General features: G+C 69.4%; 22 protein-coding genes. 8 read left to right on the forward strand and 14 right to left on the reverse strand.

The window, feature by feature from the left end; translation table 11 throughout:
- Window positions 1–11 precede the first annotated feature (11 nt).
- The 6 genes from AB6A66_RS11580 to AB6A66_RS11605 are packed head-to-tail and all read left to right on the forward strand — an operon-like array spanning window position 12 to window position 5,940.
- The gene (locus AB6A66_RS11580; RefSeq protein WP_371056028.1) at window positions 12–2,876 is read left to right on the forward strand and encodes a monovalent cation/H+ antiporter subunit A; all 2,865 of its coding nucleotides are present in this window, start codon (window positions 12–14) and stop codon (window positions 2,874–2,876) included.
- Between the two features lies 1 nt (window position 2,877).
- Window positions 2,878–3,237: a Na+/H+ antiporter subunit C gene (locus tag AB6A66_RS11585; RefSeq protein WP_371056029.1), complete on the forward strand. Its 360-nt coding sequence runs from the start codon at window positions 2,878–2,880 to the stop codon at window positions 3,235–3,237.
- The gene (locus AB6A66_RS11590) at window positions 3,234–4,757 is read left to right on the forward strand and encodes a monovalent cation/H+ antiporter subunit D (RefSeq protein WP_371056030.1); all 1,524 of its coding nucleotides are present in this window, start codon (window positions 3,234–3,236) and stop codon (window positions 4,755–4,757) included. Before AB6A66_RS11585 ends, AB6A66_RS11590 begins: the two co-directional genes overlap by 4 nt.
- A 4-nt stretch (window positions 4,758–4,761) precedes the next feature.
- On the forward strand, window positions 4,762–5,253 hold the full coding sequence (locus AB6A66_RS11595; RefSeq protein WP_371056031.1) for a Na+/H+ antiporter subunit E: 492 nt from the start codon (window positions 4,762–4,764) through the stop codon (window positions 5,251–5,253).
- A complete protein-coding gene (locus AB6A66_RS11600; RefSeq protein WP_371038531.1) occupies window positions 5,250–5,519 on the forward strand; it encodes a K+/H+ antiporter subunit F in 270 nt (89 codons plus the stop codon). Before AB6A66_RS11595 ends, AB6A66_RS11600 begins: the two co-directional genes overlap by 4 nt.
- Window positions 5,520–5,529: 10 nt before the next feature.
- A complete protein-coding gene (locus AB6A66_RS11605; protein ID WP_371038532.1) occupies window positions 5,530–5,940 on the forward strand; it encodes a Na+/H+ antiporter subunit G in 411 nt (136 codons plus the stop codon).
- On the opposite strand, the gene mnhG is transcribed toward AB6A66_RS11605, so the two are convergent.
- The 7 genes from mnhG to mbhE are packed head-to-tail and all read right to left on the reverse strand — an operon-like array spanning window position 5,937 to window position 11,645.
- The gene (gene mnhG / locus AB6A66_RS11610; RefSeq protein ID WP_371056032.1) at window positions 5,937–6,323 is read right to left on the reverse strand and encodes a monovalent cation/H(+) antiporter subunit G; all 387 of its coding nucleotides are present in this window, start codon (window positions 6,321–6,323) and stop codon (window positions 5,937–5,939) included. The two genes, AB6A66_RS11605 and mnhG, sit on opposite strands and share 4 nt — an antisense overlap.
- Window positions 6,320–6,619 (reverse strand): monovalent cation/H+ antiporter complex subunit F, encoded by a 300-nt coding sequence (locus tag AB6A66_RS11615; protein ID WP_371038534.1) that lies wholly within the window; start codon window positions 6,617–6,619, stop codon window positions 6,320–6,322. Before AB6A66_RS11615 ends, mnhG begins: the two co-directional genes overlap by 4 nt.
- Entirely contained in the window at window positions 6,619–7,098 is a 480-nt protein-coding gene (locus tag AB6A66_RS11620) for a Na+/H+ antiporter subunit E (protein WP_371038535.1), read from the reverse strand. Before AB6A66_RS11620 ends, AB6A66_RS11615 begins: the two co-directional genes overlap by 1 nt.
- Complete coding sequence (locus AB6A66_RS11625; protein WP_371056033.1) at window positions 7,095–8,609, reverse strand: Na+/H+ antiporter subunit D; 1,515 nt, start codon at window positions 8,607–8,609, stop codon at window positions 7,095–7,097. Before AB6A66_RS11625 ends, AB6A66_RS11620 begins: the two co-directional genes overlap by 4 nt.
- Window positions 8,606–8,968: a Na+/H+ antiporter subunit C gene (locus tag AB6A66_RS11630; RefSeq protein ID WP_371038537.1), complete on the reverse strand. Its 363-nt coding sequence runs from the start codon at window positions 8,966–8,968 to the stop codon at window positions 8,606–8,608. The genes AB6A66_RS11625 and AB6A66_RS11630 overlap by 4 nt, the downstream gene beginning before the upstream one ends.
- Entirely contained in the window at window positions 8,968–9,387 is a 420-nt protein-coding gene (locus AB6A66_RS11635; protein ID WP_371038538.1) for a Na+/H+ antiporter subunit B, read from the reverse strand. The genes AB6A66_RS11630 and AB6A66_RS11635 overlap by 1 nt, the downstream gene beginning before the upstream one ends.
- Window positions 9,384–11,645, reverse strand: coding sequence for a hydrogen gas-evolving membrane-bound hydrogenase subunit E (gene mbhE / locus AB6A66_RS11640; RefSeq protein ID WP_371056034.1), 2,262 nt, complete (start codon window positions 11,643–11,645; stop codon window positions 9,384–9,386). The genes AB6A66_RS11635 and mbhE overlap by 4 nt, the downstream gene beginning before the upstream one ends.
- An 816-nt stretch (window positions 11,646–12,461) precedes the next feature.
- Between mbhE and AB6A66_RS11645 the strand changes: the two genes are divergently transcribed.
- Window positions 12,462–12,905, forward strand: coding sequence for a MarR family winged helix-turn-helix transcriptional regulator (locus AB6A66_RS11645; RefSeq protein ID WP_371038540.1), 444 nt, complete (start codon window positions 12,462–12,464; stop codon window positions 12,903–12,905).
- Window positions 12,906–12,974: 69 nt separating this feature from the next.
- Here AB6A66_RS11645 and AB6A66_RS11650 read toward each other — a convergent pair whose 3' ends face one another.
- From AB6A66_RS11650 to AB6A66_RS11675, 6 genes are all read right to left on the reverse strand, one after another.
- Window positions 12,975–14,153, reverse strand: a complete 1,179-nt coding sequence (locus AB6A66_RS11650; RefSeq protein WP_371056035.1) for an acetate/propionate family kinase — start codon at window positions 14,151–14,153, stop codon at window positions 12,975–12,977.
- A complete protein-coding gene (locus AB6A66_RS11655; RefSeq protein WP_371056036.1) occupies window positions 14,150–15,547 on the reverse strand; it encodes a bifunctional enoyl-CoA hydratase/phosphate acetyltransferase in 1,398 nt (465 codons plus the stop codon). Before AB6A66_RS11655 ends, AB6A66_RS11650 begins: the two co-directional genes overlap by 4 nt.
- A 121-nt stretch (window positions 15,548–15,668) precedes the next feature.
- On the reverse strand, window positions 15,669–17,717 hold the full coding sequence (locus tag AB6A66_RS11660) for an acetate--CoA ligase family protein (RefSeq protein ID WP_371056037.1): 2,049 nt from the start codon (window positions 17,715–17,717) through the stop codon (window positions 15,669–15,671).
- Window positions 17,718–17,802: 85 nt separating this feature from the next.
- Window positions 17,803–18,963 carry an acyl-CoA dehydrogenase family protein gene (locus AB6A66_RS11665; protein WP_371056038.1) on the reverse strand — a complete coding sequence of 387 codons (1,161 nt, stop codon included), beginning with the start codon at window positions 18,961–18,963 and terminating at the stop codon, window positions 17,803–17,805.
- Between the two features lie 4 nt (window positions 18,964–18,967).
- Entirely contained in the window at window positions 18,968–20,377 is a 1,410-nt protein-coding gene (locus AB6A66_RS11670) for a carnitine 3-dehydrogenase (protein WP_371038545.1), read from the reverse strand.
- A 148-nt stretch (window positions 20,378–20,525) separates the two neighbouring features.
- Window positions 20,526–21,434 (reverse strand): 3-keto-5-aminohexanoate cleavage protein, encoded by a 909-nt coding sequence (locus AB6A66_RS11675; RefSeq protein WP_371038546.1) that lies wholly within the window; start codon window positions 21,432–21,434, stop codon window positions 20,526–20,528.
- A 72-nt stretch (window positions 21,435–21,506) separates the two neighbouring features.
- Here AB6A66_RS11675 and AB6A66_RS11680 point away from each other — a divergent pair, with 72 nt between their 5' ends.
- Window positions 21,507–22,436, forward strand: coding sequence for a GlxA family transcriptional regulator (locus AB6A66_RS11680; protein WP_371056039.1), 930 nt, complete (start codon window positions 21,507–21,509; stop codon window positions 22,434–22,436).
- On the opposite strand, the gene AB6A66_RS11685 is transcribed toward AB6A66_RS11680, so the two are convergent.
- Window positions 22,417–23,160, reverse strand: coding sequence for an RlmE family RNA methyltransferase (locus AB6A66_RS11685; RefSeq protein WP_371056040.1), 744 nt, complete (start codon window positions 23,158–23,160; stop codon window positions 22,417–22,419). The two genes, AB6A66_RS11680 and AB6A66_RS11685, sit on opposite strands and share 20 nt — an antisense overlap.
- Between the last annotated feature and the right edge of the window lie 48 nt (window positions 23,161–23,208).

A 23,208-nucleotide genomic window follows, 5' to 3' on the forward strand; every position in this document is an offset into this window, starting at 1 on the left:
GCAGGGACGGTATGGACACCACAAGCAGCATGCTGCCTCTCATCGTCGCGGCGCCCTTTCTCGGCGCGCTTCTGCCGGGGCTGATGATCCGTGCGGGGCGCGACACCTGCACCTGGTTCACCCTGCTGCCCACCGCGCTCGCGCTGCTGATGCTCGTCCTGCACGCGCCGGCGGTGATCGCGGGCGAGGTGTTCCACTACAGGCTCGCCTGGCTGCCGTCGCTCGGGATGAACGTCAATCTCATGCTGGACGGTCTGGGGCTGATGTTCGCCGGGCTGATCCTCGGGATCGGGCTGCTGATCATCCTCTACGCGCGCTTCTACCTCTACCGCAGCGACCCGATGGGGCAGTTCTTCACCTACCTGCTGCTCTTCCAGGGCGCCATGGTGGGGATCGTGCTGTCCGACAACATCCTGCTGCTGCTCATCTTCTGGGAGCTGACCTCGCTCTCGTCCTTCCTGCTGATCGGCTACTGGAACCACCTGCCCGAGGGCCGGCAGGGCGCGCGCATGGCGCTCGCGGTCACCGGCCTCGGCGGGCTTGCCCTGATCGGCGGCATGCTGATCCTCGGCAATATCGCGGGCAGCTACGACATCTCCGTGATTTTGCAGAACAGCGAGGCGATCCAGGGCTCGGAATGGTATCTTCCCGCGCTCATCCTCATCCTGATCGGCTGTTTCACGAAGTCGGCGCAGTTCCCCTTCCACTTCTGGCTGCCGCACGCGATGGCCGCGCCGACCCCCGTCTCGGCCTACCTGCACTCGGCCACGATGGTGAAGGCCGGGCTTTTCCTCATGGCGCGGCTCTGGCCGGTGCTCTCGGGCACGCCGGAATGGTTCTACATCGTCGCCACGACGGGTCTGATCACCATGGTGATCGGTGCGGGCATCGCGCTCTTCAAGGACGACCTGAAGGCGCTGCTGGCCTTCTCCACCGTCAGCCACCTCGGCCTCATCACCATGCTGCTTGGCTTCGGGACCGAGGCGGCGGCGCTGGCGGCGACGGTGCACATCCTCGCGCATGCAAGCTTCAAGGCCGCGCTCTTCATGACGGCCGGGATCATCGATCACGAGACGGGCACGCGCGACATCCCGCGGCTGGGCGGACTCCGGCAGCTGATGCCCACCACCTTCGCGATCGGAGCGCTCACCGCGCTGTCGATGGCCGGTATACCGCCGCTCAACGGCTTCGTCTCCAAGGAGATGATGCTGGAGGAGGCGACACATACCGTCTGGGCCGGCACGCCCTGGCTGCTGCCCGCGCTGGCGGGGCTGGGAGCGCTCTTCTCGGTGGCCTACTCGTTCCGCTTCCTCGTGCACGTCTTTTTCGGCCCCGTGCGCGAGGACTATCCGAAGCCCCCGCATGACCCGCCGTTCGGCATGTGGGCAGGTCCCGGTCTCCTGGCGCTCGTCGTGGTCGTCACGGGGCTCTTCCCGGCGCTCGTCACCCCGTTCGTCGACGCTGTGGCGGCGGCGATCACCGGCGGCCATCCGCATGCCCACCTGTCGCTCTGGCACGGGTTCACGCCCGCGCTTTACATCTCGGTCGCGGCCATCCTTGGCGGTGCCCTGCTGCTCGCGCTGCATCGGCCGCTGGCAACGGGCTGGCGCCGGGCCGGGCCGCCCTACGCCAAGGCGATCTTCGACGCCGTCGTGGGCGCGGCCACGCGCGGCGCGCGGGGCGTGACCGACGGTCTGCATGACGGGGCGATGACACGCTATGCCGCGATCCTGACCCTCGCAACGTTGGGTGCGGGCGCCATCGCCTGGAGCAACGGCGAAGCCGGGCCGCCGACCCGCGCGCTGCTGCCGGTGAGCCTGTTGCCCGCGATCGCCGTGGCGCTGTTGGTGGTCTCGACCGCCACGCTCGTGGTGCTGCACCGTCGCCGGCTCGTCGCGCTGGTGCTGCTGGGCGTCGTGGGCCTGGTGGTGGCGATCGGATTCATCTACTTCTCCGCGCCGGACCTCGCCATGACGCAGCTTTCCGTCGAGGTGGTCACGATCATCCTTCTGCTGCTCGCGCTGAACTTTCTTCCGCAGGAAGACCCGCCCGAGGACAGCATGTCGCGCAAGATCCGCGATGGCGTGATCGCGGGTCTTGGCGGTCTCGGCGTGGCGGTCGTGGCCTTCGCCATGCTGACTCGGGATTTTGCGCTGCCCGCGATCTCGGAGTATCACATCGCCAACGCCTACAAGGGCGCGGGCGGCAGCAACATCGTCAACGTGATTCTCGTCGACTTCCGCGGCTTCGATACCTTCGGCGAGATCATCGTGCTCGGCATCGCGGCGCTGGTCATCTTCGCGCTCACCGAGCAGGTGTTGCGCGGTCCCGGCGCCGACTGGCTGGCAAACTGGAAGGGCGCGCGGCGGGAGGCCGGCGACCGGCACCCGCTTCTCATGGTCATCGCGACGCGGGTGATGATGCCGATGGCGCTGATGGTGGGCGTCTACGTCTTCCTGCGCGGCCACAACGAGCCGGGGGGCGGCTTCATCGCCGGCCTCGTCGTGGCGATCGCGCTTCTGATGCAATACATGGCCTCTGGCTTCGCCTGGGCCGAAGAACGCCGGCGCCTGCCCTACCATACCGTCATCGGCCTCGGCGTGCTGATCTCCATCCTGACGGGCCTCGGCGCCTGGTTCAACGGGATGCCCTTCCTGACCAGTGCCTTCGGCTACGTCGAGATTCCGCCGCTCGAGGAATTCGAACTCGCCACCGCGATGCTCTTCGACCTCGGCGTGTTCCTGACCGTGCTGGGCGCGGTGATGCTGGCGCTGGCCAGCCTGTCCAGCGTGGCGCGACGGACGGGCGAGAAGGTCAACGTGCACGCGATGGACGTGAACCCGCTACGCGGCCGGCCCGGCGGCGAGGAGGACTGAGATGGAGGCACTGGTCGCACTCGGGATCGGCACGCTGACCGCCGCGGGCATCTACCTGGTGCTGCGGCGACGGACCTTTCCGGCGATCCTGGGCATCGCGCTGCTGTCCTATGCGGTCAACGTCTTTCTCTTCGCCTCGGGCCGGCTGATGCTGAACGCGCCGCCGGTGCTGATCGACAAGACCGGCGCCGGCGTCTACACGGACCCCCTGCCGCAGGCGCTGGTGCTGACGGCGATCGTGATCTCCTTCGGCATGACGGCGGTCGTCGTGCTTCTGGCGCTCGGCGCCTATCTCAGCACGCGGTCCGACCGGATGGACATGGACAACGGCCCGGACGCCGAGGAAGAGGCCGGACAATGAGCCACTGGATCATCCTGCCGGTCGTGCTTCCGGCGCTCATGGCCTCGGTGCTCGTGCTGGCGCTGCGCCACCACCTCGACCTTCAGCGCATCTTCTCCATCGCCGGCACCGTGGCGCTGGCGGGCCTGGGTGTGGTGCTCATGGCGATGGCGCATGATGGCACCGTCAGCGTGTACGAGCTGGGCGACTGGTCCGCGCCCTTCGGCATCGTGCTTGTGCTGGACCGGCTTTCGGCGATGATGCTCATGCTCACCGCCGCGATCGCGCTGGTGGTCGTGCTCTATGCCGTCGGCAGCGGCTGGGATGCCCGCGGACAGCACTTCCACGCGCTTTTCCAGTTCCAGCTCATGGGGATTTCCGGCGCCTTCCTGACCGGCGATCTCTTCAACCTCTTCGTCTTCTTCGAGGTGCTGCTCATCGCCTCCTACGGGCTGATGATCCACGGGGGCGGCGGGCGGCGGTTGCGCGCGGGCGTGCAGTACGTGATCTACAACCTGCTGGGCTCGACGCTCTTTCTTTTCGCTCTCGCCATCCTCTACGCGGTGACCGGCACGCTGAACATGGCGGACATGGCCGGGCGCGTGGGCGGGATCACGGGCGGCGACACGGCGCTTCTGCTCGTGGGCGCGGTGCTCTTGCTGATGGTCTTCGCGATCAAGAGCGCGCTTCTGCCGCTGCATTTCTGGCTGCCCGAGACCTACGCCTCGGCGCCCGCGCCGGTCGCCGCGCTCTTTGCGGTGATGACCAAGGTGGGCGCCTATGCGGTGCTGCGGGTGGACACGCTGATCTTTCATTCCGCCAACGACGCCATGGCAGCGCTCCTGTCGGGGCTCCTGCTCGCCGCGGCGCTCGCGACGCTGGCGGTGGGCATGATCGGGATCCTCGGTGCCACGGGGCTGGGGCGGCTCGCGGCCTTCGCCGTGATCGGCTCGATGGGCACGCTCTTCAGCGCGATGGCGATCTTCACGCAGGAAACGGCGGCGGCCACGCTCTATTACATGCTGCATTCGACCCTGGCGGGCGCCCTTCTGTTCCTCGTCGTCGACATGGTTCGAGAGCGGCGCGCGGGCGGCGACGCCTATCGCCCTGCCCCGGCGATGGCGCAGGGCGGGCTGGTCACGGCGCTCTATTTCGGAGCCGCCATCGCGGTGGCGGGCATGCCGCCGCTGTCGGGCTTCGTGGGCAAGCTGCTGATCCTCGACGCGGTGCGCGACGCGCCGCTTGCCTGGCTGATCTGGACGGCCATCCTGGGCGGCACGCTGATCGCGATCCTGGGCCTCGCACAAGGCGGCAGCCGCATCTTCTGGAAGCTGGAGGCGCCCGCGGACGGCGCGCCGCCGTCCGGGCCCGCACCGGCGATCGCGCTGCCCGCCGCGTCGGCCTTCGTTCTCCTCGGGGCCATCGTGGCGCTCACGCTCTTCGCCGGCCCCGTGACATCCTATCTCGACAACACCGCGGCCCAGCTTTATGCACCGCAGACGTACATCTCTGCCGTGCTCGGCAGCGATATCGAAGGCTGAGACCATGCAACGGCGGTTCCTGCCCCACCCTCTCCTGACGCTGGCGCTGATCGTCGTCTGGTTGCTGCTCATCAACGACCTGTCGCTCAACGCGCTGGTCATGGGCACGATCCTGGGCGTCGTGATCCCGTTCTTCACCGCGCCCTACTGGCCCGGCCGGGTCCGGCTGAAGAGCCTTCGCGTCGCCGTGGCCTACATCCTGATCGTGCTCTGGGACATCGTGGTCGCCAACGTCGTGGTCGCGGCGATCATCCTCTTCAAGCCGAATTCGCGGATCAATTCGCAGTGGGTGACCGTGCCGCTCGACATCCGATCGCCCGAGGCCATCGCGCTTCTCGCGGGCACCATCACGATGACGCCCGGCACGCTGTCGAGCGACCTGTCGGCCTGCGGGCGGGCGCTGCTGGTGCACTGCCTGGACACCGACGACCCGGACGAGGTGCGCGACACCATCAAGCACCGCTACGAACGCCGGTTGAAGGAGCTGTTCGAATGATCGAGATCGCCCTTGCCTTCGCCTTCGGCTGCTTCGGGCTGGCCGCACTGTTCAATCTCTACCGCATCGTGATGGGCCCGAATCCCGGCGACCGGATTCTCGCGCTGGACACGCTGGTGATCAACGCCATCGCGCTGATCGCGCTCTACGACGTGGCGCTCGACACTCAGGTCTATTTCGAGGCGTCGATGCTGATCGCGATGACGGGCTTCGTCTCTACCGTGTCCTATGCGCGCTACATCCTGCGCGGCGACGTGATCGAATGAGGAGAGCGGCATGACGAATGTCTGGGTGGAAATCGCGATCTCGGCCTTCCTCGTGATCGGGGGCATCTTCGGGCTGGTGGGCAGCTACGGGCTGGTGAAGCTCCGGGGCTCGATGCGCCAGCTGCACGCCCCCACGAAGGCGACGACGCTGGGCGTGGGCGGCGTCCTGATCGCCTCGATGCTGTTTTTCCTCTTCGTGGACGGCAAGGCCTCGCTGCACGAGCTGCTGATCACGATCTTCCTGCTTCTCACGGCGCCCGTCACGGCACAATTCATCGCCAAGACACACATTCACAGGCAGGAGCGGCCGACCACGCTGCCGTCCACCGGCACCGGCCGTCCCTGGGCCAGTTTCGAGAGCGACGAGGAGCGCGCGCGCCTGGAGGCCGAGGCCGACGGCGCGCCGGAGCGCGTGCGCTAGGTATCCGGCCGATCGTCCCGCGGATCTTCGGCGTCGGCTGGTTCGTCGTCCCCCGCCGCCTCACGGGGGCGGCAAAGCCAGTCCGGCGCCGTGACGCGCCATAGCGGCACGCCGGTCGTGACCGCGGCACGGCCGATCATGTGCGCGGCAAGCGGCGCGGTGAGCAGCAGGAAAAGCAGGATCGCCACCGCGCGAATGGTCACGTCCGCCGATCCGAAATGCACCGCGGCGGCGGCGAGCGTAAGCCCGCAGGCCAGCGTGGCGAGCTTGGTCGAGGCGTGCATCCGCACGAGCACGTCGGGCATCCGCAGAAGCCCCACGGCCCCCAGTAGCCCGAAGGCGGTGCCTAGCAGCACCAGTCCGGCCACGACAGCTTGCGTCATCGTCCGCTCCTTCCCTCGTCGCGCCGGATGCGCTGCCGCTCCGCGAAACGGGCCAGCGCCACGGTAGCCAGGAAGCTCACCAGCGCCAGCACGAGCGCCACGTCGAGGAAAGCCGGCGTGTCGTAGCGGATCGCGGCGAGGCCGCAGAACGCGACGATCGCCACCGTCATCATGTCGAGTGCCACGACCCTGTCGGGCAGGCTTGGCCCCAGCACGAGGCGCGCAAAGATCAGCGCCACCGACAGCACGATCATGCCCAGCCCGGCGTCCAGTGCGAGCGTGTAGAACGATTCCATCACTCTCCCTCCACCGCGTCGATCACCCACCGCTCCATGCCGCGCTTGAGCTGGGCGCAGAGTTCGTCCGGATCGTCCACGAACATCGCATGCACCGCCAGCGTCTTGCGGTCGCGGCTCACGTCCAGGCTGAGCGTGCCGGGGGTGAGCGAGATCAGGTTGGTGACAAGCAGGATGCCCACGTCCGAGGTCACGTCGAGCGGCATCTCGATGATCTGCGGGCGCGCGCGCTCTTTCGGCGTGACGATGTCCCAGGCCACGGCGAGGCTGGAGACCACCAGTTCGTAGAGGAACATGACCACCAGGCGCACCCAGGCGAAAACGCGTCGGAAATAGAGCCGTTCGCCGGTCAGCGGCTTGACCATCCAGAGCACGCCGAAGCCCAGCACGAAGCCGGTCAGAAGGCCGGTCAGCGTGGTGGACCCGGTCAGCGCCACCCAGACGACAGCCAGCAGCAGGTTGATGCCGAACGCGTTCATTCGGCTCCTCCCGGCATCACAGGCGTGCCCAGCACCGCGGCGACATAGACAGAGGGGTCGAGCAGTTGCTCGGCCGACCGCTCGGCAAAGACCACGAAAGGCTCGGGGAAGAGACCGATCACGACCGTCAGCGCGGCGAGCCCCGCGATCGGCAGCAGAAGCGCGGCCCGCGCCGGTCCGTCCAGACGGTCGAGCGTCGGGGAGATTCCGTCGGGATGCGGCTCCCAGAAGGCGGCGGCCCAGATCTTGGTCATCGAGTAGATGGTAAGCAGCCCGACGGCCAGCGCCACCCCCGCGATCACCCAGCCCTCCACCTCGAGCGCCGCCCGCACAAGCAGGAACTTGGCCCAGAAGCCCGAAAGCGGCGGGAAGCCTGCCAGCGAGAAGGCCGGCACGAGAAACAGCAGCGCCAGGAGCGGCGCGGACTTGTAGAGCCCGCCGATCCGCGCCAGCGCCTCGCTTCCCGTCAGCCGCTGCGCGACCCCCGCGATCAGGAAGAGGTTCGCCTTCACGATGATGTGGTGCACGAGGTAGAAGACGGCACCGACAAGCGCGAGCGGCGTGAGCAGCGCAAGCCCCATGATCATGTAGCCGATCTGGCTCACGATGTGGAACGACAGGATCTTGCGCATCTCGTTCTGCGCGGCCGCCCCCAGAACGCCCGTCACCATGGTCAGCCCGGCGACCCACAGCAGCACTGTGTGCGTGGTGCCCGTGTCGTGGTCGAAGATCAGCGTGAAGCTGCGGATGAGCGCATAGACCCCGACCTTGGTCAGCAGCCCGGCGAAGACCGCCGAGACCGCGAAGGCCGGCGTGTGGTAGGAGGCCGGAAGCCAGAAGAAGAGCGGAAAGACCGCCGCCTTGATCCCGAAGGCGATCATGAAGAGCATCGCGATCAGCGTCATGAGCTCGGGGTCGAGCGTATCCGTCGCCTGCGACAGGTCGGCCATGTTGAGCGTGCCCGTGACCCCGTAGATCACGCCGATGGCGGTCAGGAACAACAGTGTCGAGACGAGGTTGAGCGCCACGTATTTCACGCCGCCGTCGATCTGCTCGGGCCGCCCGCCCAGCACCAGAAGGCCGAAGGACGAAATCAGCATGACCTCGAACCAGACATAGAGGTTGAAGAGGTCGCCGGTCAGGAAGGCGCCCGTCACCCCCGCCAGCAAGACCTGGTAGAGCGCGTGAAAGCCCAGCCGCTCGAGCCTGGGCTCGATGTCGGCCAGCGCATAGACCGCGACCGCGAGGCCGACGATCGCGGTGATCAGCACCATGACCGCCGCCAGGAGGTCCGCGACCAGCGTGATGCCAAAGGGCGCGGGCCAGCTGCCCATCTGGGCCGAGAGCACGCCCTCTGCCAGCACCTCCTGCATGAGCGCGACGGCGGCCAGCAGCGCGGCGGCCGATCCCCCGACCGATATCCAGCGCCCAGCCGCATCCGCCCGCAACAGGAAGGCCGCGACCGCCGTGATGAAGGGGATCGCGATGGGAAGGATGAGAAGCCAGCTCACCGTCCGTCCTCCTCGGGCTCGGCCAGACGCATCTCGTCGCCCCGGAGCGTTCCCAGCTCGGTCCATGCGCGCAGAAGAAGCACGACCGCGAAGGCGAAAAGCCCGAAACCGATCACGATGGCGGTCAGCACCAGCGCTTGCGGCAGGGCGTTCGCGACCAGGCTCGCGGGCGCGTCGGCGCCCTCGGCGATCAGCGCGGGCGCGCCTTCGGTCAGCCGGCCTCCGGTGAAGATCACCAGGTTCGCGGCGTTCGACATCAGAAGCAGGCCGAAGACGAAGCGCAGCATGTCGCCCGCCAGCATCAGGTAGACGGCCGCGGCGACCAGCGCACCGCAGACGATGGCGAGCAGAAGCTCCATCAGACCTCCTCTTCGATCGCGAAGACCAGCGTCAGGACCGAGCCGAAGACGACCAGATAGACCCCGATGTCGAAGACCAGAACCGTCGAAAGCGGCAGGCCCTTGTCATCCTCAGTGGCACCGAGAAACAGCCACTGCCCGGTGAAGAACACGTCGCCGAAAAGCGCCGCGGCAAGCCCCGCGGCAAGCGCGATGCCAAGCCCCGCCATGGCGATGCCCTGCGGCTCCAGCCGCAGCGCGGCGCGCGCGTCCTGCGTGCCCACGGCAATGGCGTAGAGCACGAAGCCCGTGGCGCCGATCAACCCGCCGATGAAGCCGCCGCCCGGCTCGTTGTGCCCCCTGAGCAGCATGTAGATCGAGAAGAGCATCAGCAGCGCGGCCAGATAGCGGGTGCCCGCCCGCAACAGGATGGAGTTCATTTCTCGGCTCCCTTTCCCGACTGGCGCAGCAGCGCATAGGCAGAGAGGGCCGCGATCACCACCACCGCGATCTCGCCGAAAGTGTCGAGCGCGCGGAAATCGACGAGGATGACGTTGACGATGTTGCGTCCGAACGCCTCGGGCCAGCTCGCCGCCTCGAAGTACTCGGTAAGACGCCGGTCGAAGGGCACGGTGAGCACGGCGAGCACGATCAACGTGACCGACGCGCCCAGCCCCGCCGCAAGCGCCGCGTGGCCCGCGCGGAACCGGTCGGCCGTCAGCGCCGGCAGGCGCAGCATCACAACTGCCAGCAGAACCACGACCAGCGTTTCGACCAGAAGCTGCGTGATGGCCACGTCGGGCGCCCCGTAAAGGATGAAGACCAGCGCCACGCCGATGCCGACGGCGCCCAGCCCTGCTATGGCCGCGATGCGCGAGTTGGTGACCATGGCGAGCGCGGCGCCGGCGAGGATCAGCGCGGCGATGGCTGCCTGCTGCCATGTGGGGGGGGCCGGGGTTGGCGCGATCTCGGGCAGCCCGGCCCACAGCATCGTGCCCACGAGCCCCGCCAGAATGGTGGCGAAGGTGGCGGCCAGATAGGTGCCCAGTTGCCCGTTCTGGATGATGCCGGTCTGCCAGCCCGCCAGCGCCTTCAGGCCGTCGAGCAGGCGGTCCCAGCCCGCGTCGAGGCTGGGCAGTCTGCCGAAGACCGCCGCGAGCCCCCGGCGCAGCGGCCGGTGCGCGAGATAGAGCGCGATCCCGAGCGCGAAGGTGGCGATGCTCAGGATGAGCGGCATGTTGATACCGGCCCAAAGCTGTAGCGGCTTCACTTCGCCGACCTCCCCGGTGAGCGAGACGACCGTGGGCTGAACGAGCGCCTGTTGCAGCAGATCGGGCTGCAACCCGAAAAGCGCTCCGAGCGCTGCGAGGATCACGGGCCCCGCCAGCATCTGCCAGGGCGCCTCGCGGGGGGTGCGCGGCATCTCGCCCGACCGGCTCCAGAACGGGCGAAGCGCGACGACACCGGCCACCGCCATCATCAGCGCGTTCGACAGCAGCATGGACCCCGCCACGAGCACCGGCTCGGAGGCCACGGCGAGCGCGCCCGCGTATTTCAGCTCCTTCGAGATGAAGCCCAGAAGCGGCGGGAAGCCTGCCATCGACATCGCCGCCACCGCCGCGGCCACGGCCGTCACCGGCATCGCACGGCCGAGGCCGCCAAGCAGGTCCGCCTCACGCGTGCCGGTCGCCTTGTCCATGCAGCCCACCACCAGGAAGAGCGCGGCCTTGTAGAGCGAGTGAACGACGAGGAAGGTGGCGAACGCCGTCATCGCATAGCCCGACTCCTGCCCCAGGAAGAGCGTGAGCGTGCCGAGCGCCATCAGCGTGGTATAGGCCAACGCCTGCTTGAGGTCGGTCTGCCGCAGCGCAAGGATGCTGGCATAGACCGCCGTGACGGCGCCGAAGATCGTCAGTGTCCAGAGCCAGACATCGGTGCCCGAAAGCGGCGGGTGCAGCCGCGCCATGACGTATACGCCCGCCTTGACCATCGTGGCCGAGTGCAGGAAGGCGCTGACCGGCGTGGGCGCCGCCATCGCGTTGGGCAGCCAGAAGTGGAACGGCACCTGCGCTGATTTGGTGAAGGCGCCGATCAGGATCAGCACCAGGATCGGCAGGTAGAGCGCATGGGCCTTCAGGTCCTCGCCCTGCGTCACGATCTGGGCCAGCGAGGTGGTACCGGCAGCAAAGCCCAGCAGGATCAGGCCGGCGAGAAAGGCAAGCCCGCCCGCGGCCGTGACCAGCAGCGCCTGCAGCGCGTTGCGGCGCGCGCCCTCCTGCTCGTGCGAGAAGCCGATCAGCAGGTAGGAGGTGAGCGTGGTCAGTTCCCAGAACACGAACAGCGTGATCAGGTCGTCCGCCAGCACGAGCCCCAGCATGGAGAGCATGAAGGACGTCAGGTAGAGCGCGAACCGGTCGTATTGCGCGTGCCCGGCCAGGTAGGTGTTGGAATATAGCAGCACCAGCGTGCCGATCCCGGAGATCAACAGCGCGAAGGTCAGCGCCAGCCCGTCCAGCAGGATGCCCACCGAGATGCCGAGCGAAGGCACCCAGTCGAGTTGCCAGCGAAGGACCTCGCCCCGCGCCACCTCCGGCACGGTCGACATGAAGACGGCGAAGAGGCCGGCGGCCAGAAGGATCGGCAACACGCCCGCCGCGCCGTTCCCGGCCGGTTTTCCCGAGGTCTCGTTCCCGGCCATCAGGATTTTGCCCCGGCGACCTTGGCCCGCGCCCGCAGGGCGCTCGATAAAGCGCCGGTACCACAGTCCTTCACCAGGTTACCGATCGGCATCGAATGACCCTCGCCTGTCCCGCACCGTCTTCGAGGCGTGCTTCCGCTGAGCGCGAGAGATAGGTCTTCTTGCGCGCGATTGCCAACCGGTTTTCCGCGATGGCCGGTCTGGCCCGATCCGCCCGGCGCACGGCCTGTGCAAGGCGATGGCCGCTCCGCAGCCCTGCGGGCCTTGGCCGATCCGCGATGGGCTCGCGGCGCGCCCCTGCTTCGCCCGAGGCTAATTTTCCGGCGTCCGCCCAATTCTTGAGCGTCTTGAAAACCGACCCGCTTGCCCGTGATGGGCGCGCCAGACCCGCGCGGTGTCCGTACCGCATATTGGCGCCGCACGCTCGGGCTTCGGACGGCACCGGGTAAGCCATGAGGCCGGCACGGCGCGAAGGACGCGCCAGACCGAACCCGGCCAGCCCGCTTCCGGACAGGACGCCGCGCCCGACGCGTGAACGCGGCCGCGGGTCTCGCTTTTTTCGCCGCGGTGCAGGCGCGAATGGCACCGGCAAGCTGGAACGGTTCACCGGCGCCGGGGCGACTGTGCGAACATATGTTCCAATTTGCGCCGGATATCGCGCAATAATCTCATTTTGGTCGATATCAAGGTTGTAACATCCAACCTCCGGTTATAGCGTTAACTAATCTATGGTGTAACGTTAAAAATCGTGGGGTGTCAGGGTTGGGATCGGCTCGAGGTATCGACACCACGTGCGAACCCGCGCGTGATCCGGACATGCTGGACTACGACCGGCTTGACCGCCAGGCGGGCTTCCTGCTCCGGCTGGCGCAAATCCAGATCTTCGACGCCTATTTCAGGGATTTCGCGCCGCGGTCGCTCCGCCCGGGCATGTTCTCGGCGCTTGTGCTGATCGACCGCAACCCGGGTATCCGGCACGGGCTTCTGGCCGCGGCGCTGCGGGTGAAGCTCGCGCACATGACGAAGCTTCTCAACGCACTGGAAGCGGAGCGCCTGATCGAGCGGCACCAGCCGCCGGAGGATCGCCGCTCCGTCCTTTTCTACACCACGCCCGAGGGGCACGCCTTCGTCGCAAAGGCCACGCCCGAGCTTTATGCCCACGACGACCGCCAACTGGACCACCTGACCGCGCGGGAACGTCGCCAGTTCATCCGCCTTCTGCGCAAGTTCGTCGGGATGCCGCCGCTCCAGGACGACTGAGCGGGGTTCGTCCGGGGCGCGCGTGGCCCATTTGCGCGACAGGTTTCGACCGGCAGGACGGCTCGGCACTCAGCCGCCGCCCTTGATCGCGTCCGCCGCCGCGCGGGCGATCACGCGTTCCTCGTTCGTGGGAATGACCATGACCGTCACGGCTGCGTCGCCCGCGCTCACCACGCGGTCATGCGCCGCGTTGGCCCCCTCGTCGAGATCGATCCCGAGCCAGCCCATCGGCGCGCAGACCTCGCGGCGGATGCGGTCGGAGTTCTCTCCGATCCCGCCGGTGAAGACGACCGCGTCGAGACCTTCCATGGCCGCGGCCAGCCCTCCGAGCTCGCGCCGGATGCGGAAGGTGAAATAGGCGATGGCCTCTTCGGCGCGCGGATCCTCCGACGCCTCGAGCGCGCGCATGTCGTTGCTGATCCCGGAAAGCCCCAGCAGCCCCGAGCGCCGGTAGAGCATGTCGGAGATCGCGGCGGCGTCGAGCCCCTCTTCCTCCATCAGGTAAAGCACGACGCCCGGGTCCAGCTGGCCGCACCGCGTCCCCATCGGCAGCCCGTCGAGCGCGGTGAAGCCCATCGTCGAGGCCACGGACCGCCCGCCCACGATGCCGCACATGGACGCGCCGTTTCCGAGATGCGCCACGGCAACGCGGCCCGCGTGCAGGTCGGGCGCCGTGCGGGCGAGTTCGCTCGCGATGAACTCGTAGCTCAGCCCGTGAAAGCCGTAGCGGCGCACGCCTTTCTCGTAATACTCGCGCGGCAGGCCGAACACGTCGTTGACGAAGGGGTGGCGGCGGTGGAACGCGGTGTCGAAGCACGCCACCTGCACCGCCTCGGGAAAGGCCGCGCGCGCGCCGTGCACCCCGGCCAGGTTGTGCGGCTGATGCAGGGGCGCGAAGGGTTCGAGCGCCTTCAACCCCGCGATCACGTCGTCGTCGAGCCGCACCGGACGGTCGTGGTCCGTGCCGCCGTGAACGATGCGATGGCCCACCACGGCGACCTCCGCATCGGCGAAGGCCTCGCGCACCGCGTCGATGGCCGCGCGAAGCGCCTCGGCGTGATCGGCACCCCGCCCGCCCAGATCCCTCTGGGCGAGGACGGCGCCCGTGTCGTCAGACAGCTCCAGCGTCGCGTCGCCGCCGATCCGGTCCACGAGGCCGGTCGCGCGGCAGGACAGGCCATCCAGCGCGAAAAGCGCGAACTTGAGCGAGGACGACCCCGCGTTGACCGTCAGCGCATGGGTCGTCATTCCGCGTCCTCCGCCGTCTTGCCGGTGATGCGCGCGTGGTGCAGCGCCGCCACCGCGCAGGAGGCCAGGCGCGACATGTCGTCGTCGGAGCGCGAGTTCAGGATCACCGGGACGCGCGCGCCCAGCACAAGCCCCGCGCCCTCGGCGTGGCTGATGAAGGTGAGCTGCTTGGCCAGCATGTTCGCCGCGTCGATGTCGGGGGCGACCAGCACCTCGGCGTGACCGGCCACCGGCGACTTCAGGCCCTTGGTGCGCGCCGCGCCGATGTCGACCGCGTTGTCCATGGCGAGCGGCCCTTCCACCAGCCCGCCCGTGATCTGCCCGCGATCCGCCATCTTCGACAGAAGCGCCGCGTCGATCGAGGACGGCATGTCCGGGTTCACGTTTTCCGTCGCCGACAGCACGCCCACCTTCGGCGTCTCGATGCCGATCGAGCGCGCCACGTCGATGGCGTTCTGGACGATGTCGACCTTGACGCGCAGATCGGGGGAGATGTTGATCGCCGCGTCGGTCACCAGAAGCGGGTGGCCGAGCCCCGGCACGTCCATGACGAACACATGGGTGAAGCGCCGGTCGCCGCGCAGCCCCTTTTCCCTGTCGACCATCGGGCGGAGCAGCTGATCGGTGTGCAGATGCCCCTTCATCACGCCGCCCGCGCGGCCCTCGTGGACCAGCGCCACGGCGCGGCGCGCGGCGGCGGCGTGATCGGCCTCGTCCACGATCTCGATGTCCGTCAGGTCGGCGCCGATCTCCTCGGCCGTCGCGCGGATCTTGTCGGCGCACCCCACGAGGATCGGCGTGATGAGCGTGTGCTTCATCCCGAGCAGCGCGCCGCCGAGCGAAAGCGCCTCCTCGGGACAGACCACGGCCGTGGGCAGCGGCGGCAGCGGCTCGGCGCGGCGCAAGAGTTCCTCGAAGTGGCGGTGGCGCTGAACGACGAGCCCCGGCAGATCGCGGTCGTCGTAGCTCATCTTCTCGCGCGGGGCCTCGACCACCGCCTCGCCCGTCGTGACGAGCGCGTCGTCGCCGGCGCGGCGCACCTCCGTCTCGAGCGTCACGGTGCCCTCGGCCGCGTCCTTCGCGATGACCCGGACCCGGCTCACCAGCTCCTCGCCGGCATGGGCGCGGCCACAGAAATGCAGGGTCTGGCTGCGGTAGAGCGTGCCCGCCCCGGGAAGCACGTTGCCGATCACCGCCGAGATGAGGGAGGCGATGAACATGGACGGCGCCGGCGGCTCCCTCGGCCCTTCCCCGTCGGGATCTACCAGGTGCATCGGATTGTGATTGCCCGAGACGTTGGCGAAGATCACCATGTCGTCCTGCGTGCAAAGCCGTTTGAGCTCGGAGCTGTCGCCGACGGACAGCTCGTCGAAGGTCTTGTTCTCGATCAGCATGCGTCGATCGCCCTAACCCGGTGTGCCGTGGTGCCTTTGGCGGGGGTGCGCGCCGCCCGCCCCGGCAGGATGCCGCCCGCGCGCGACGATAGGAACCCCCCATGACGCCGGCGTGACGGCCTCAGCCGAAACGGACGAGCGCATCGGCCGCGACCGCGCGCTTCGGCGCGCAGATAAGCGGATTGATCTCGACCTCGACGAGCCGGTGCGCCTCGGCCGCGACGAAGCGCTGAAGCGCCATCGCCGCGGCGAGGATCGAGGCCCGGCACGCGGACGGGCGGCCGCGATAGCCCGCGAGGAGCGGCGCGGCGCGCAACCCGTCGAGCGCCGCGGCGATCTCGTCCTCGCCGGAGGGGACCAGAAGGCTGGCGCTGTCGGCCAGAAGCTCGGTCAGCACCCCGCCGGCCGCGAGCGTCAGCACGAAACCATGCGCCGGATCGCGGGTGACACCGAGCAGGAGTTCCGCCACACCGTCCTCCACCATCTCCTCGACGAGAAAGCGCGCCCCCGGCATCCCCGCCGCCGCCCTTCGCGCCGCCTCGGGCGTGGAGAGGCCGAGCGCCACCGCGCCGGACTCGCTCTTGTGGGCGATGCCGAGCGCCTTGACCGCCACGGGGCCGCCGAGCCGGCCGGCCGCCAGCCCCGCGGCGGCCGGACCCTCCACCGTCTCGCCCCGGGGCACCGGCACCCCGTGGGCGGCAAGCGCCGCCTTGGCCTTCGCCTCCGACAGAAGGCGCGACGCCGCGCGCCCCGCACACGGGTGGAGCAGCGGCGCAGGCGCCACGGGCGCGCCCGCGACGCGGGCGAATGCAGCGAGCGCCTCGAACGCCGGCTCGAGTCCCGCCATCGGCACGACGCCGCCCGCCATCAGCCGCGCTGCGACCGGTTCGGGCATGCCTTCGGGCAGGGTTGAGACCACGAGGAGCGGGCGCGCCACGCGCGCCCGCGCGGCGAGCGCCGCTGCGACGACGCAGTCCCAGCCCGCCGTCTCGCAGCGATCAGCGCGCGGGAAATCGGCGATGACGGCCATCGCGGCGAGGTGGGGGCCGTCCATCGCGGCGAAGGTGTCGGCCATGCGCCCGGCGTCGCCCCAGACATAGGTGTGGTAGTCGAGCGGGTTGGCCAGCGCCACCATCGGTCCCAACGCCGCGCGCAGCCGGGCGCGCTGCGGGTCCGTCAGCGCCGGGAAGGCCAGGCCCCGCGCAAGCCCCGCGTCGGCGGCGAGGCTCGCCTCGCCGCCCGAACTCGACAGCGCCGCAAGGCCGCCCCGGGCAAGACCGCCCGTCATGTGCCCGAGCTTCAGCGCCTCGAGGAAGCCCGGCAGGGTTTCGACCTCGGCAAACCCCAGCCGCGCGAAGAAGGCCCGCGCACCCGCCGCGTCGCCCGCGAGAGAGCCGGTGTGCGACAGGGTGGCGGCCCGCGCCTCGGTCGAGCGGCCGGCCTTCAGGACCACGACGGCTAGCCCCCGCGCCCGGATCCGGGCGGCGAGCGCCTCCCACGCGGCGATGTCGCGGACACCCTCGACATGCAGGCCGAGCGCCGTCACCCGCAAATCCGCCGCGAGCGCGTGCGCGATCTCGGCCAGGCCCGTCTGCGCCTGGTTGCCCGCGGTGACCGCGTAGGCCAGCGGCAGTGCCCGCGCCTGCATGGTGAGATTGATGGCGATGTTGGAGCTTTGCGTGACGATGGCGACGCCCGTCGGCACGCGCACCCCGCCATGCTGGTCCGGCCAGAGAAGCGCGCCGTCGAGGTAGTTCACGAAGCCGTAACAGTTGGGGCCGATGATCGGCATTGTGCCGGCCGCGTCGACGAGCGCCTGCTGCAAGCCGCCCGATCCCGTGCTTTCGGCCTCGGCCTCGGCGAAGCCCGAGGCGAAACAGACCGCCCCGCCGGCGCCTATCTCCGACAGGCCCCGCACCGCCGCGACGGTGGCGCCACGATTGATGGCGACGTAGGCCGCGTCGGGCGGGCCGGGCAGATCCTCGAGCCTGACGAATGTGCGGCGGCCGGAGATCTCGGGCGCCGTCGGGTGGATCGGCCAGACCTCGCCCGGAAAGCCCATGGCATCGAGCGCGGCCACCACCGCGCGCCCCCAGCCGCCGCCGATCACCGCGACCGAGCGCGGCCGGAGCAGACGGGAGAGGTCGCGGGGGCCGGCCGACGCGGTCATGGGGGCGCTGCCCCCGTCGCGCGTGCCGCGCGACTCCCCCGGAGTATTTCTTCCCAAGAAGAAGGACCGGGCGGGCGCACGGCCGTCAGCTGCCGCGCGGCCGGAGAAGCTCCCGCCCGATGATGTGGCGCTGGATTTCCGACGTGCCGTCCCAGATCCGCTCCACCCGGGCGTCGCGCCAGAACCGCTCCAGCGGGTAGTCGTCCATGAGGCCCATGCCGCCGAAGGCCTGGATCGCCATGTCCGTGACGCGGGCGAGCATCTCCGTGGCGTAGAGCTTGGCCGATGCGATTTCCCGCTTGGCGGGCAGATCCTGGTCGAGCCGCCATGCGGCGGCGAGCGTCAGCCAGTCCGCAGCGTCGATCTCGGTGACCGCATCGGCGAGCTGGAAGGACACGCCCTGGAAGCGGCCGATCGTCTGCCCGAACTGCCGGCGCGCCGCGGCATGATCGAGCGCGAGGTCGAAGGCGCGCCGGGCGCGGCCCACGGCCATCGCCGCGACGGTGATCCGGGTCGCGTAGAGCCATGTGTTCATGACCTCGAAGCCGCAATCCACCTCGCCCAGGACCTGCGCGTCCGGCAGGCGGCAGTCGTCGAAGTCGAGGATGCAGTTCGCGTAGCCCCGGTGACTGACCGAGCGGTAGCCGTCGCGCACGTTGAAGCCCGGCGTGCCGCGGTCCACGAGGAAGGCGGTGATGCGCTTCTTCGGACCGTGGGGCGTGTCGTCCTCGCCGGTTGCGACGAAAACGATCAAGAAATCGGCATGATCCGCGCCGGAGATGAAGTGTTTCGTGCCGTTCACCACCCAATCGCCATCCACCCGCCGGGCGGTGCATTTCATGCCGCGGACGTCCGAGCCCGCCTCGGGCTCGGTCATGGCAAGCGCATCCATCCGGTCGCCCCGCACCGCGGGGAGGAGGTAGCGCTCACGCTGCTCTCCCTCGCACGCCATCAGAATATTCTGGGGGCGGCCGAAGAAATGGGTGAGCGCCATGGAGCCCCGGCCAAGCTCGCGCTCGACCAGCGCGAAGTCGAGATGCGAAAGCCCCGCGCCGCCGACCGTTTCGGGAAAGTTGCAGGCGTAGAAGCCCAGTTCGATGACCTTGCGCCGGATCTCCGCTGCGAGTTCCGGGGGCACGACCCCCGTGCGCTCCACCTCCGCCTCGTGGGGATGGATCTCGCGCTCCACGAAGCTGCGCACGGTGGCGACGATCATCTCCTGTTCTTCGCTCAGGCCCAGCTGCATGCGCTCATCCCCCCGCCCGGGCGGCGGCGAGCCGCGCGATGGCGGCGGCGACCTCGGGTTCGGGCGCGCAGGCGCGCCGTGTCGCGAGGTTGACGTGGATGAGCAGCTGGTCGCAGGTCGCCAGAAGCGCCGCGTCGGTCGCGCGCTTCATCTCGTGGAAGAGCCGCAGCTTCTTGCCTTCGCCCTGCGTGACGCGCGTTTCCACGGAAATCTCTTCGCCGGCAAGGGTTTCGGCAAGGTACCTTATGTCGGTTTCGACGGTGAAATAGCTGAGCCCGCGGGCGACGTAGGCCTCCATCGCACCGATGGCGGCGAGGACCGTTTCGGCCGCGTCGGAAAAGACCTGCCCGTAGCGCCCCTCGTTCATGTGCCCGTTGTAGTCGGTCCAGTCCACCGGGACGACCCGGCGCTGGGTCTCCATCAGGGCGCCGACCACGGGGGTGGGCCGCAGGCGCGCCTCGTGGTCGCCGACCACCCGGCCCGCCGCCGCGCCGCGCGCCTTCAGCGCCCGCAGGAGCGCCACGAGATTGTCGTCGCGCAGACGCGCCAGCTCCCCGATGGTCATGTGCCCCGATTGCGCGTCCGATTGCGTGGCGATCTCCTCCACCAGCGCATCGTCGAGCGCGGGCACGTCCATGAGCTTCGTCCATGGCCATTCGAGGGCCGGGCCGAACTGGGCCAGGAAATGCCGCATCCCCTGTTCGCCCCCGGCGAGGCGGTAGATCTCGAAAAGTCCCATCTGCGCCCAGCGAAGGCCGAAGCCCATCCGTATCGCGTCGTCGATCTCTGCGGTCGTGGCGATGCCGTCCTTCACCAGCCAGAGCGCCTCGCGCCACACGGCCTCGAGAAAGCGATCGGCGAGGTGAGCGTCGATCTCGCCGCGCACGCGCAGTGGCAACATGCCGACCGCGGAAAGGATTTCGGACGCTTTCTCAATGCTGTCCGGCTCGGCCTTCACGCCGCCCACGAGCTCGACCAGCGGCAGAAGGTAGACCGGGTTGAACGGATGGGCGACGAAGATGCGGCCGGGCCGGGCCGCCCCTTCCTGCAATTGGGAAGGCTTGAACCCGGAGGTGGAGGAGCCGATGAGCGCCGCCTCCGGCGCCGCCGCCTCGATCTCGCGGAAGACCCGGTGCTTCAGGTCGAGCCGTTCGGAGACGCTTTCCTGTATCCAGTCCGCATCCGCGACCGCCTCGGCGATGCGGCCCGCGAAATCGAGCCGGCCCTCGGCGGGCAGTGCCACATCGTAAAGCATCGGCAGCGCGCGCCGCGCCGCGGCGAGCCCCTCGGCTATCTTGCGTTCCGCGTCCGGGTCGGGGTCGAAGACGCGCACGTCCCATCCGTTGAGAAGAAAGCGCGCGGCCCAGCCAGAGCCGATGACGCCGCCGCCTATGATGGCCGCCGTTCCGGTCATCGCGCGAACGCCCCCGTCCCGTCGGCGCCGCGGGCGATCCGCGCCGCTCTAGCCGACACCCTGGCACGCGCCGGGTGAGACGCGGCCCTCCGCGGGCCGAGGCCCCGCCCTCCGCATGCGCGGCATCGGGGCATTCGAGCGACGCGCTTCATGCCATGTCCTGCTTCTTGAGGCCGAGCTTTTCGCGCACCTCCGCGGGCGTCATCACCCGCGCGCCCAGCCCCTCGACGATGCCCACCGCCTTCTCGACGAGCTGGGCGTTGGTGGCGAGCACGCCCTTCTCGAGATAGAGATTGTCCTCCAGCCCGACGCGGACATGCCCGCCGGCGAGCACGGCGGCGGCGGCATAGGGCATCTGGTTGCGCCCCAGCGAGAAGGCCGAGAAGGTCCAGCCCTCGGGGATGTTGTTCACCATCGCCATCAGCGTGTTCAGATCGTCCGGCGCGCCCCAGGGCACGCCCATGCAGAGCTGCACCAGCACGTCGGGCGCGATCTTGCCGTCCGCGACGAGCTGTTTCGCATACCACAGATGGCCCGTGTCGAACGCCTCGATCTCGGGTTTCACGCCGAGATCGGTGATGCCCTTGCCCATCGCCTGGAGCATACCGGGCGTGTTGGTCATCACGTAGTCCTTTTCGGCGAAGTTCATGGTGCCGCAATCGAGCGTGCAGATCTCGGGGCGGCACTCGGCGATGTGGGCGAGGCGCTCGGAGGCGCCGGCCATATCGGTCCCCCGGGCGAGCGGCAGGGGCGTCTCTGGGCCGCCGAAGACCAGATCGCCACCCATGCCGGTGGTCAGGTTCAGCACCACGTCGGTGTCCGCGGCGCGGATGCGCTCGGTCAGCTCGCGGTAAAGGGCGAGGTCCCGGGCGGGCGCGCCGGTCTCGGGATCGCGGACGTGGCAGTGCACGATGGCGGCGCCGGCCTTCGCGGCGGCGATGGCGCTCTCGGCGATCTCGGCGGGTGAGCGCGGGACGTGCGGGCTCCGGTCATGGGTCGAGCCGGAGCCCGTAACGGCGCAGGTGACGAAAACCTCGCGGGACATTTCGAGCGGCATGGCATCCTCCGGGTTCAGTGCGATGCTAGGGTGCTGGCGCGGCATGCGTCCTTGCGGTATGCGACAATCATCATGCCGGAATGGACAGTCGGCGCATCGCGCCCGGTCGAGATCGACCTTCTCGTCTTCGACCGTTTCTCGAACCTCTGCCTTGCCAACGCGATCGAACCGATGCGCGCGGCCAACACCTTCGCAGGGCGGGACGCCTATCGCTGGCGCTTCGTCACGATCGACGGCGCGCCAGTGACCAGTTCGAGCGGGCTGCGCATGATGCCCGACGCGGCCGCAAGCCCCCGCGCGGTGGATTATCTCTTCGTGCTGGCGAGCTACGCGCCCGAGCGGCTGGACACGCCGGCCACGCGCCGCGCGCTCCGCGCGGCTGCCGGGCGCGCGGGCGTGGTCGCGGGGCTCGACACGGGGCCCTGGCTCCTGGCGGCGGCGGGGTTGCTCGACGGGCGACGGGCCACGGTGCACTGGGACGCGCTCGAAAGCTTCGCCGAACGCTTCCCGAGGGTGGAGGCGCTGCGCGCGCGCGTCGTCTCGGACGGCCGGCGGCTGACCTGCGCGGGCGCGATGTCGGCCTACGAGATGGCGCTGGCGTTGGTGCGCGCGCATCTGGGCGAGGCCCCGGCGCTCGAGATCGAGGGGCTTTTCCTCGCCCGCGAACGGCGCGACGCGGATGGCGCGCCGCCCGCGGGGCTTGTCGGTCGGGCGCTCGCCCTCATGCGCGACAATCTGGAGGCGCCCCTGCCGATAGAGCTGCTGGCGCGGCGGCTGGGCTGCCAGCGCCGCACGCTGGACAGGCGCTTCCACGCCGAGCTCGGCGCGGCGCCGGGCCGCGTCTACCGCCACCTTCGCCTCTCGGCGGCGCGGCAGATGGCAGAGGCGTGTGCCTCACCGGTAAGCGAGATCGCGCTGCGCTGCGGCTATGCCGACCCGGCCGCCCTCGCCCGCGCCTTCCGCGCGCGCTACGGCGAAAGCATCAGCGCGCTTCGCCGCTAGCGTCGCCGTCGCCGGCCGGGCCCCGGAACCCGGTCGCGACCACGAATTTTTCCGAACTGTCCGCGCGCGAGGCGGGCGGCTTCACGTTGGCCACCTTGTCGAAGCGCCGCTTGAGGAGCGCCTGAAGCCCCTGTTCCGCCCCGCCCGCGAGCACCTTGGCCACGAAGGTGCCGCCCTCCTCCAGCACGTCGAAGGCGAACTCGGCCGCCGCCTCGCAAAGCGCCACGATCCGCAGGTGATCGGTCTGCTTGTGCCCGGAGGCGGCGGCGGCCATGTCCGACATCACCACGTCGGCCTTGCCGCCGAGCCACGCCTTCACCCTGTCGTCGGCCCCCTCTTCCAGGAAGTCGAGCCGGTGCAGCTCGGCGCCCGGGATCGCGTCCACCTCCTGCAGGTCGATCCCAAGCACGCGCCCCCGCGCCTTGCCCGGCTTCTGGCCGAGCGCGTTCACGCGCGCGACGGCCACCTGGCTCCAGCCCCCAGGCGCGCAGCCGAGGTCCACGACCCGCGCCCCCGGAACCAGGAAGCGGTACTTGTCGTCAATCTCGCTGATCTTGTAAGCTGCGCGTCCGCGATACCCCTCGTCGCGGGCGCGCTTCACGTAAGGATCGTTGAGCTGGCGCTGAAGCCAGCGCGTGGAGGACAGCTTGCGCCCCCGCGCGGTCTTCACCTTCACGGTCAGGTCGCGCTGGCCGCGTCCGGATGTGCCCTTGCGTCGTGTCATGGCAGTCCTTCCATCCCTCGCCGGGTCCGGCGCCGCGAGAATTTTCGA

The sequence above is a fragment of the Rhodosalinus sp. K401 genome, assembly GCF_041365735.1.
In the GTDB taxonomy this organism is placed as follows: domain Bacteria; phylum Pseudomonadota; class Alphaproteobacteria; order Rhodobacterales; family Rhodobacteraceae; genus Rhodosalinus.

What these genes read in the sequence shown, in the direction of transcription:
- AB6A66_RS11580 (WP_371056028.1), top strand. Translation starts at nt 12, where the DNA reads ATGGACACCACAAGCAGCATGCTGCCTCTCATCGTCGCGGCGCCCTTT.
- AB6A66_RS11585 (WP_371056029.1), top strand. Translation starts at nt 2,878, where the DNA reads ATGGAGGCACTGGTCGCACTCGGGATCGGCACGCTGACCGCCGCGGGC.
- AB6A66_RS11590 (WP_371056030.1), top strand. Translation starts at nt 3,234, where the DNA reads ATGAGCCACTGGATCATCCTGCCGGTCGTGCTTCCGGCGCTCATGGCC.
- AB6A66_RS11595 (WP_371056031.1), top strand. Translation starts at nt 4,762, where the DNA reads ATGCAACGGCGGTTCCTGCCCCACCCTCTCCTGACGCTGGCGCTGATC.
- AB6A66_RS11600 (WP_371038531.1), top strand. Translation starts at nt 5,250, where the DNA reads ATGATCGAGATCGCCCTTGCCTTCGCCTTCGGCTGCTTCGGGCTGGCC.
- AB6A66_RS11605 (WP_371038532.1), top strand. Translation starts at nt 5,530, where the DNA reads ATGACGAATGTCTGGGTGGAAATCGCGATCTCGGCCTTCCTCGTGATC.
- mnhG (WP_371056032.1), bottom strand. Translation starts at nt 6,323, where the DNA reads ATGACGCAAGCTGTCGTGGCCGGACTGGTGCTGCTAGGCACCGCCTTC.
- AB6A66_RS11615 (WP_371038534.1), bottom strand. Translation starts at nt 6,619, where the DNA reads ATGGAATCGTTCTACACGCTCGCACTGGACGCCGGGCTGGGCATGATC.
- AB6A66_RS11620 (WP_371038535.1), bottom strand. Translation starts at nt 7,098, where the DNA reads ATGAACGCGTTCGGCATCAACCTGCTGCTGGCTGTCGTCTGGGTGGCG.
- AB6A66_RS11630 (WP_371038537.1), bottom strand. Translation starts at nt 8,968, where the DNA reads ATGGAGCTTCTGCTCGCCATCGTCTGCGGTGCGCTGGTCGCCGCGGCC.
- AB6A66_RS11635 (WP_371038538.1), bottom strand. Translation starts at nt 9,387, where the DNA reads ATGAACTCCATCCTGTTGCGGGCGGGCACCCGCTATCTGGCCGCGCTG.
- mbhE (WP_371056034.1), bottom strand. Translation starts at nt 11,645, where the DNA reads ATGGCCGGGAACGAGACCTCGGGAAAACCGGCCGGGAACGGCGCGGCG.
- AB6A66_RS11645 (WP_371038540.1), top strand. Translation starts at nt 12,462, where the DNA reads ATGCTGGACTACGACCGGCTTGACCGCCAGGCGGGCTTCCTGCTCCGG.
- AB6A66_RS11650 (WP_371056035.1), bottom strand. Translation starts at nt 14,153, where the DNA reads ATGACGACCCATGCGCTGACGGTCAACGCGGGGTCGTCCTCGCTCAAG.
- AB6A66_RS11655 (WP_371056036.1), bottom strand. Translation starts at nt 15,547, where the DNA reads ATGCTGATCGAGAACAAGACCTTCGACGAGCTGTCCGTCGGCGACAGC.
- AB6A66_RS11660 (WP_371056037.1), bottom strand. Translation starts at nt 17,717, where the DNA reads ATGACCGCGTCGGCCGGCCCCCGCGACCTCTCCCGTCTGCTCCGGCCG.
- AB6A66_RS11665 (WP_371056038.1), bottom strand. Translation starts at nt 18,963, where the DNA reads ATGCAGCTGGGCCTGAGCGAAGAACAGGAGATGATCGTCGCCACCGTG.
- AB6A66_RS11670 (WP_371038545.1), bottom strand. Translation starts at nt 20,377, where the DNA reads ATGACCGGAACGGCGGCCATCATAGGCGGCGGCGTCATCGGCTCTGGC.
- AB6A66_RS11675 (WP_371038546.1), bottom strand. Translation starts at nt 21,434, where the DNA reads ATGCCGCTCGAAATGTCCCGCGAGGTTTTCGTCACCTGCGCCGTTACG.
- AB6A66_RS11680 (WP_371056039.1), top strand. Translation starts at nt 21,507, where the DNA reads ATGCCGGAATGGACAGTCGGCGCATCGCGCCCGGTCGAGATCGACCTT.
- AB6A66_RS11685 (WP_371056040.1), bottom strand. Translation starts at nt 23,160, where the DNA reads ATGACACGACGCAAGGGCACATCCGGACGCGGCCAGCGCGACCTGACC.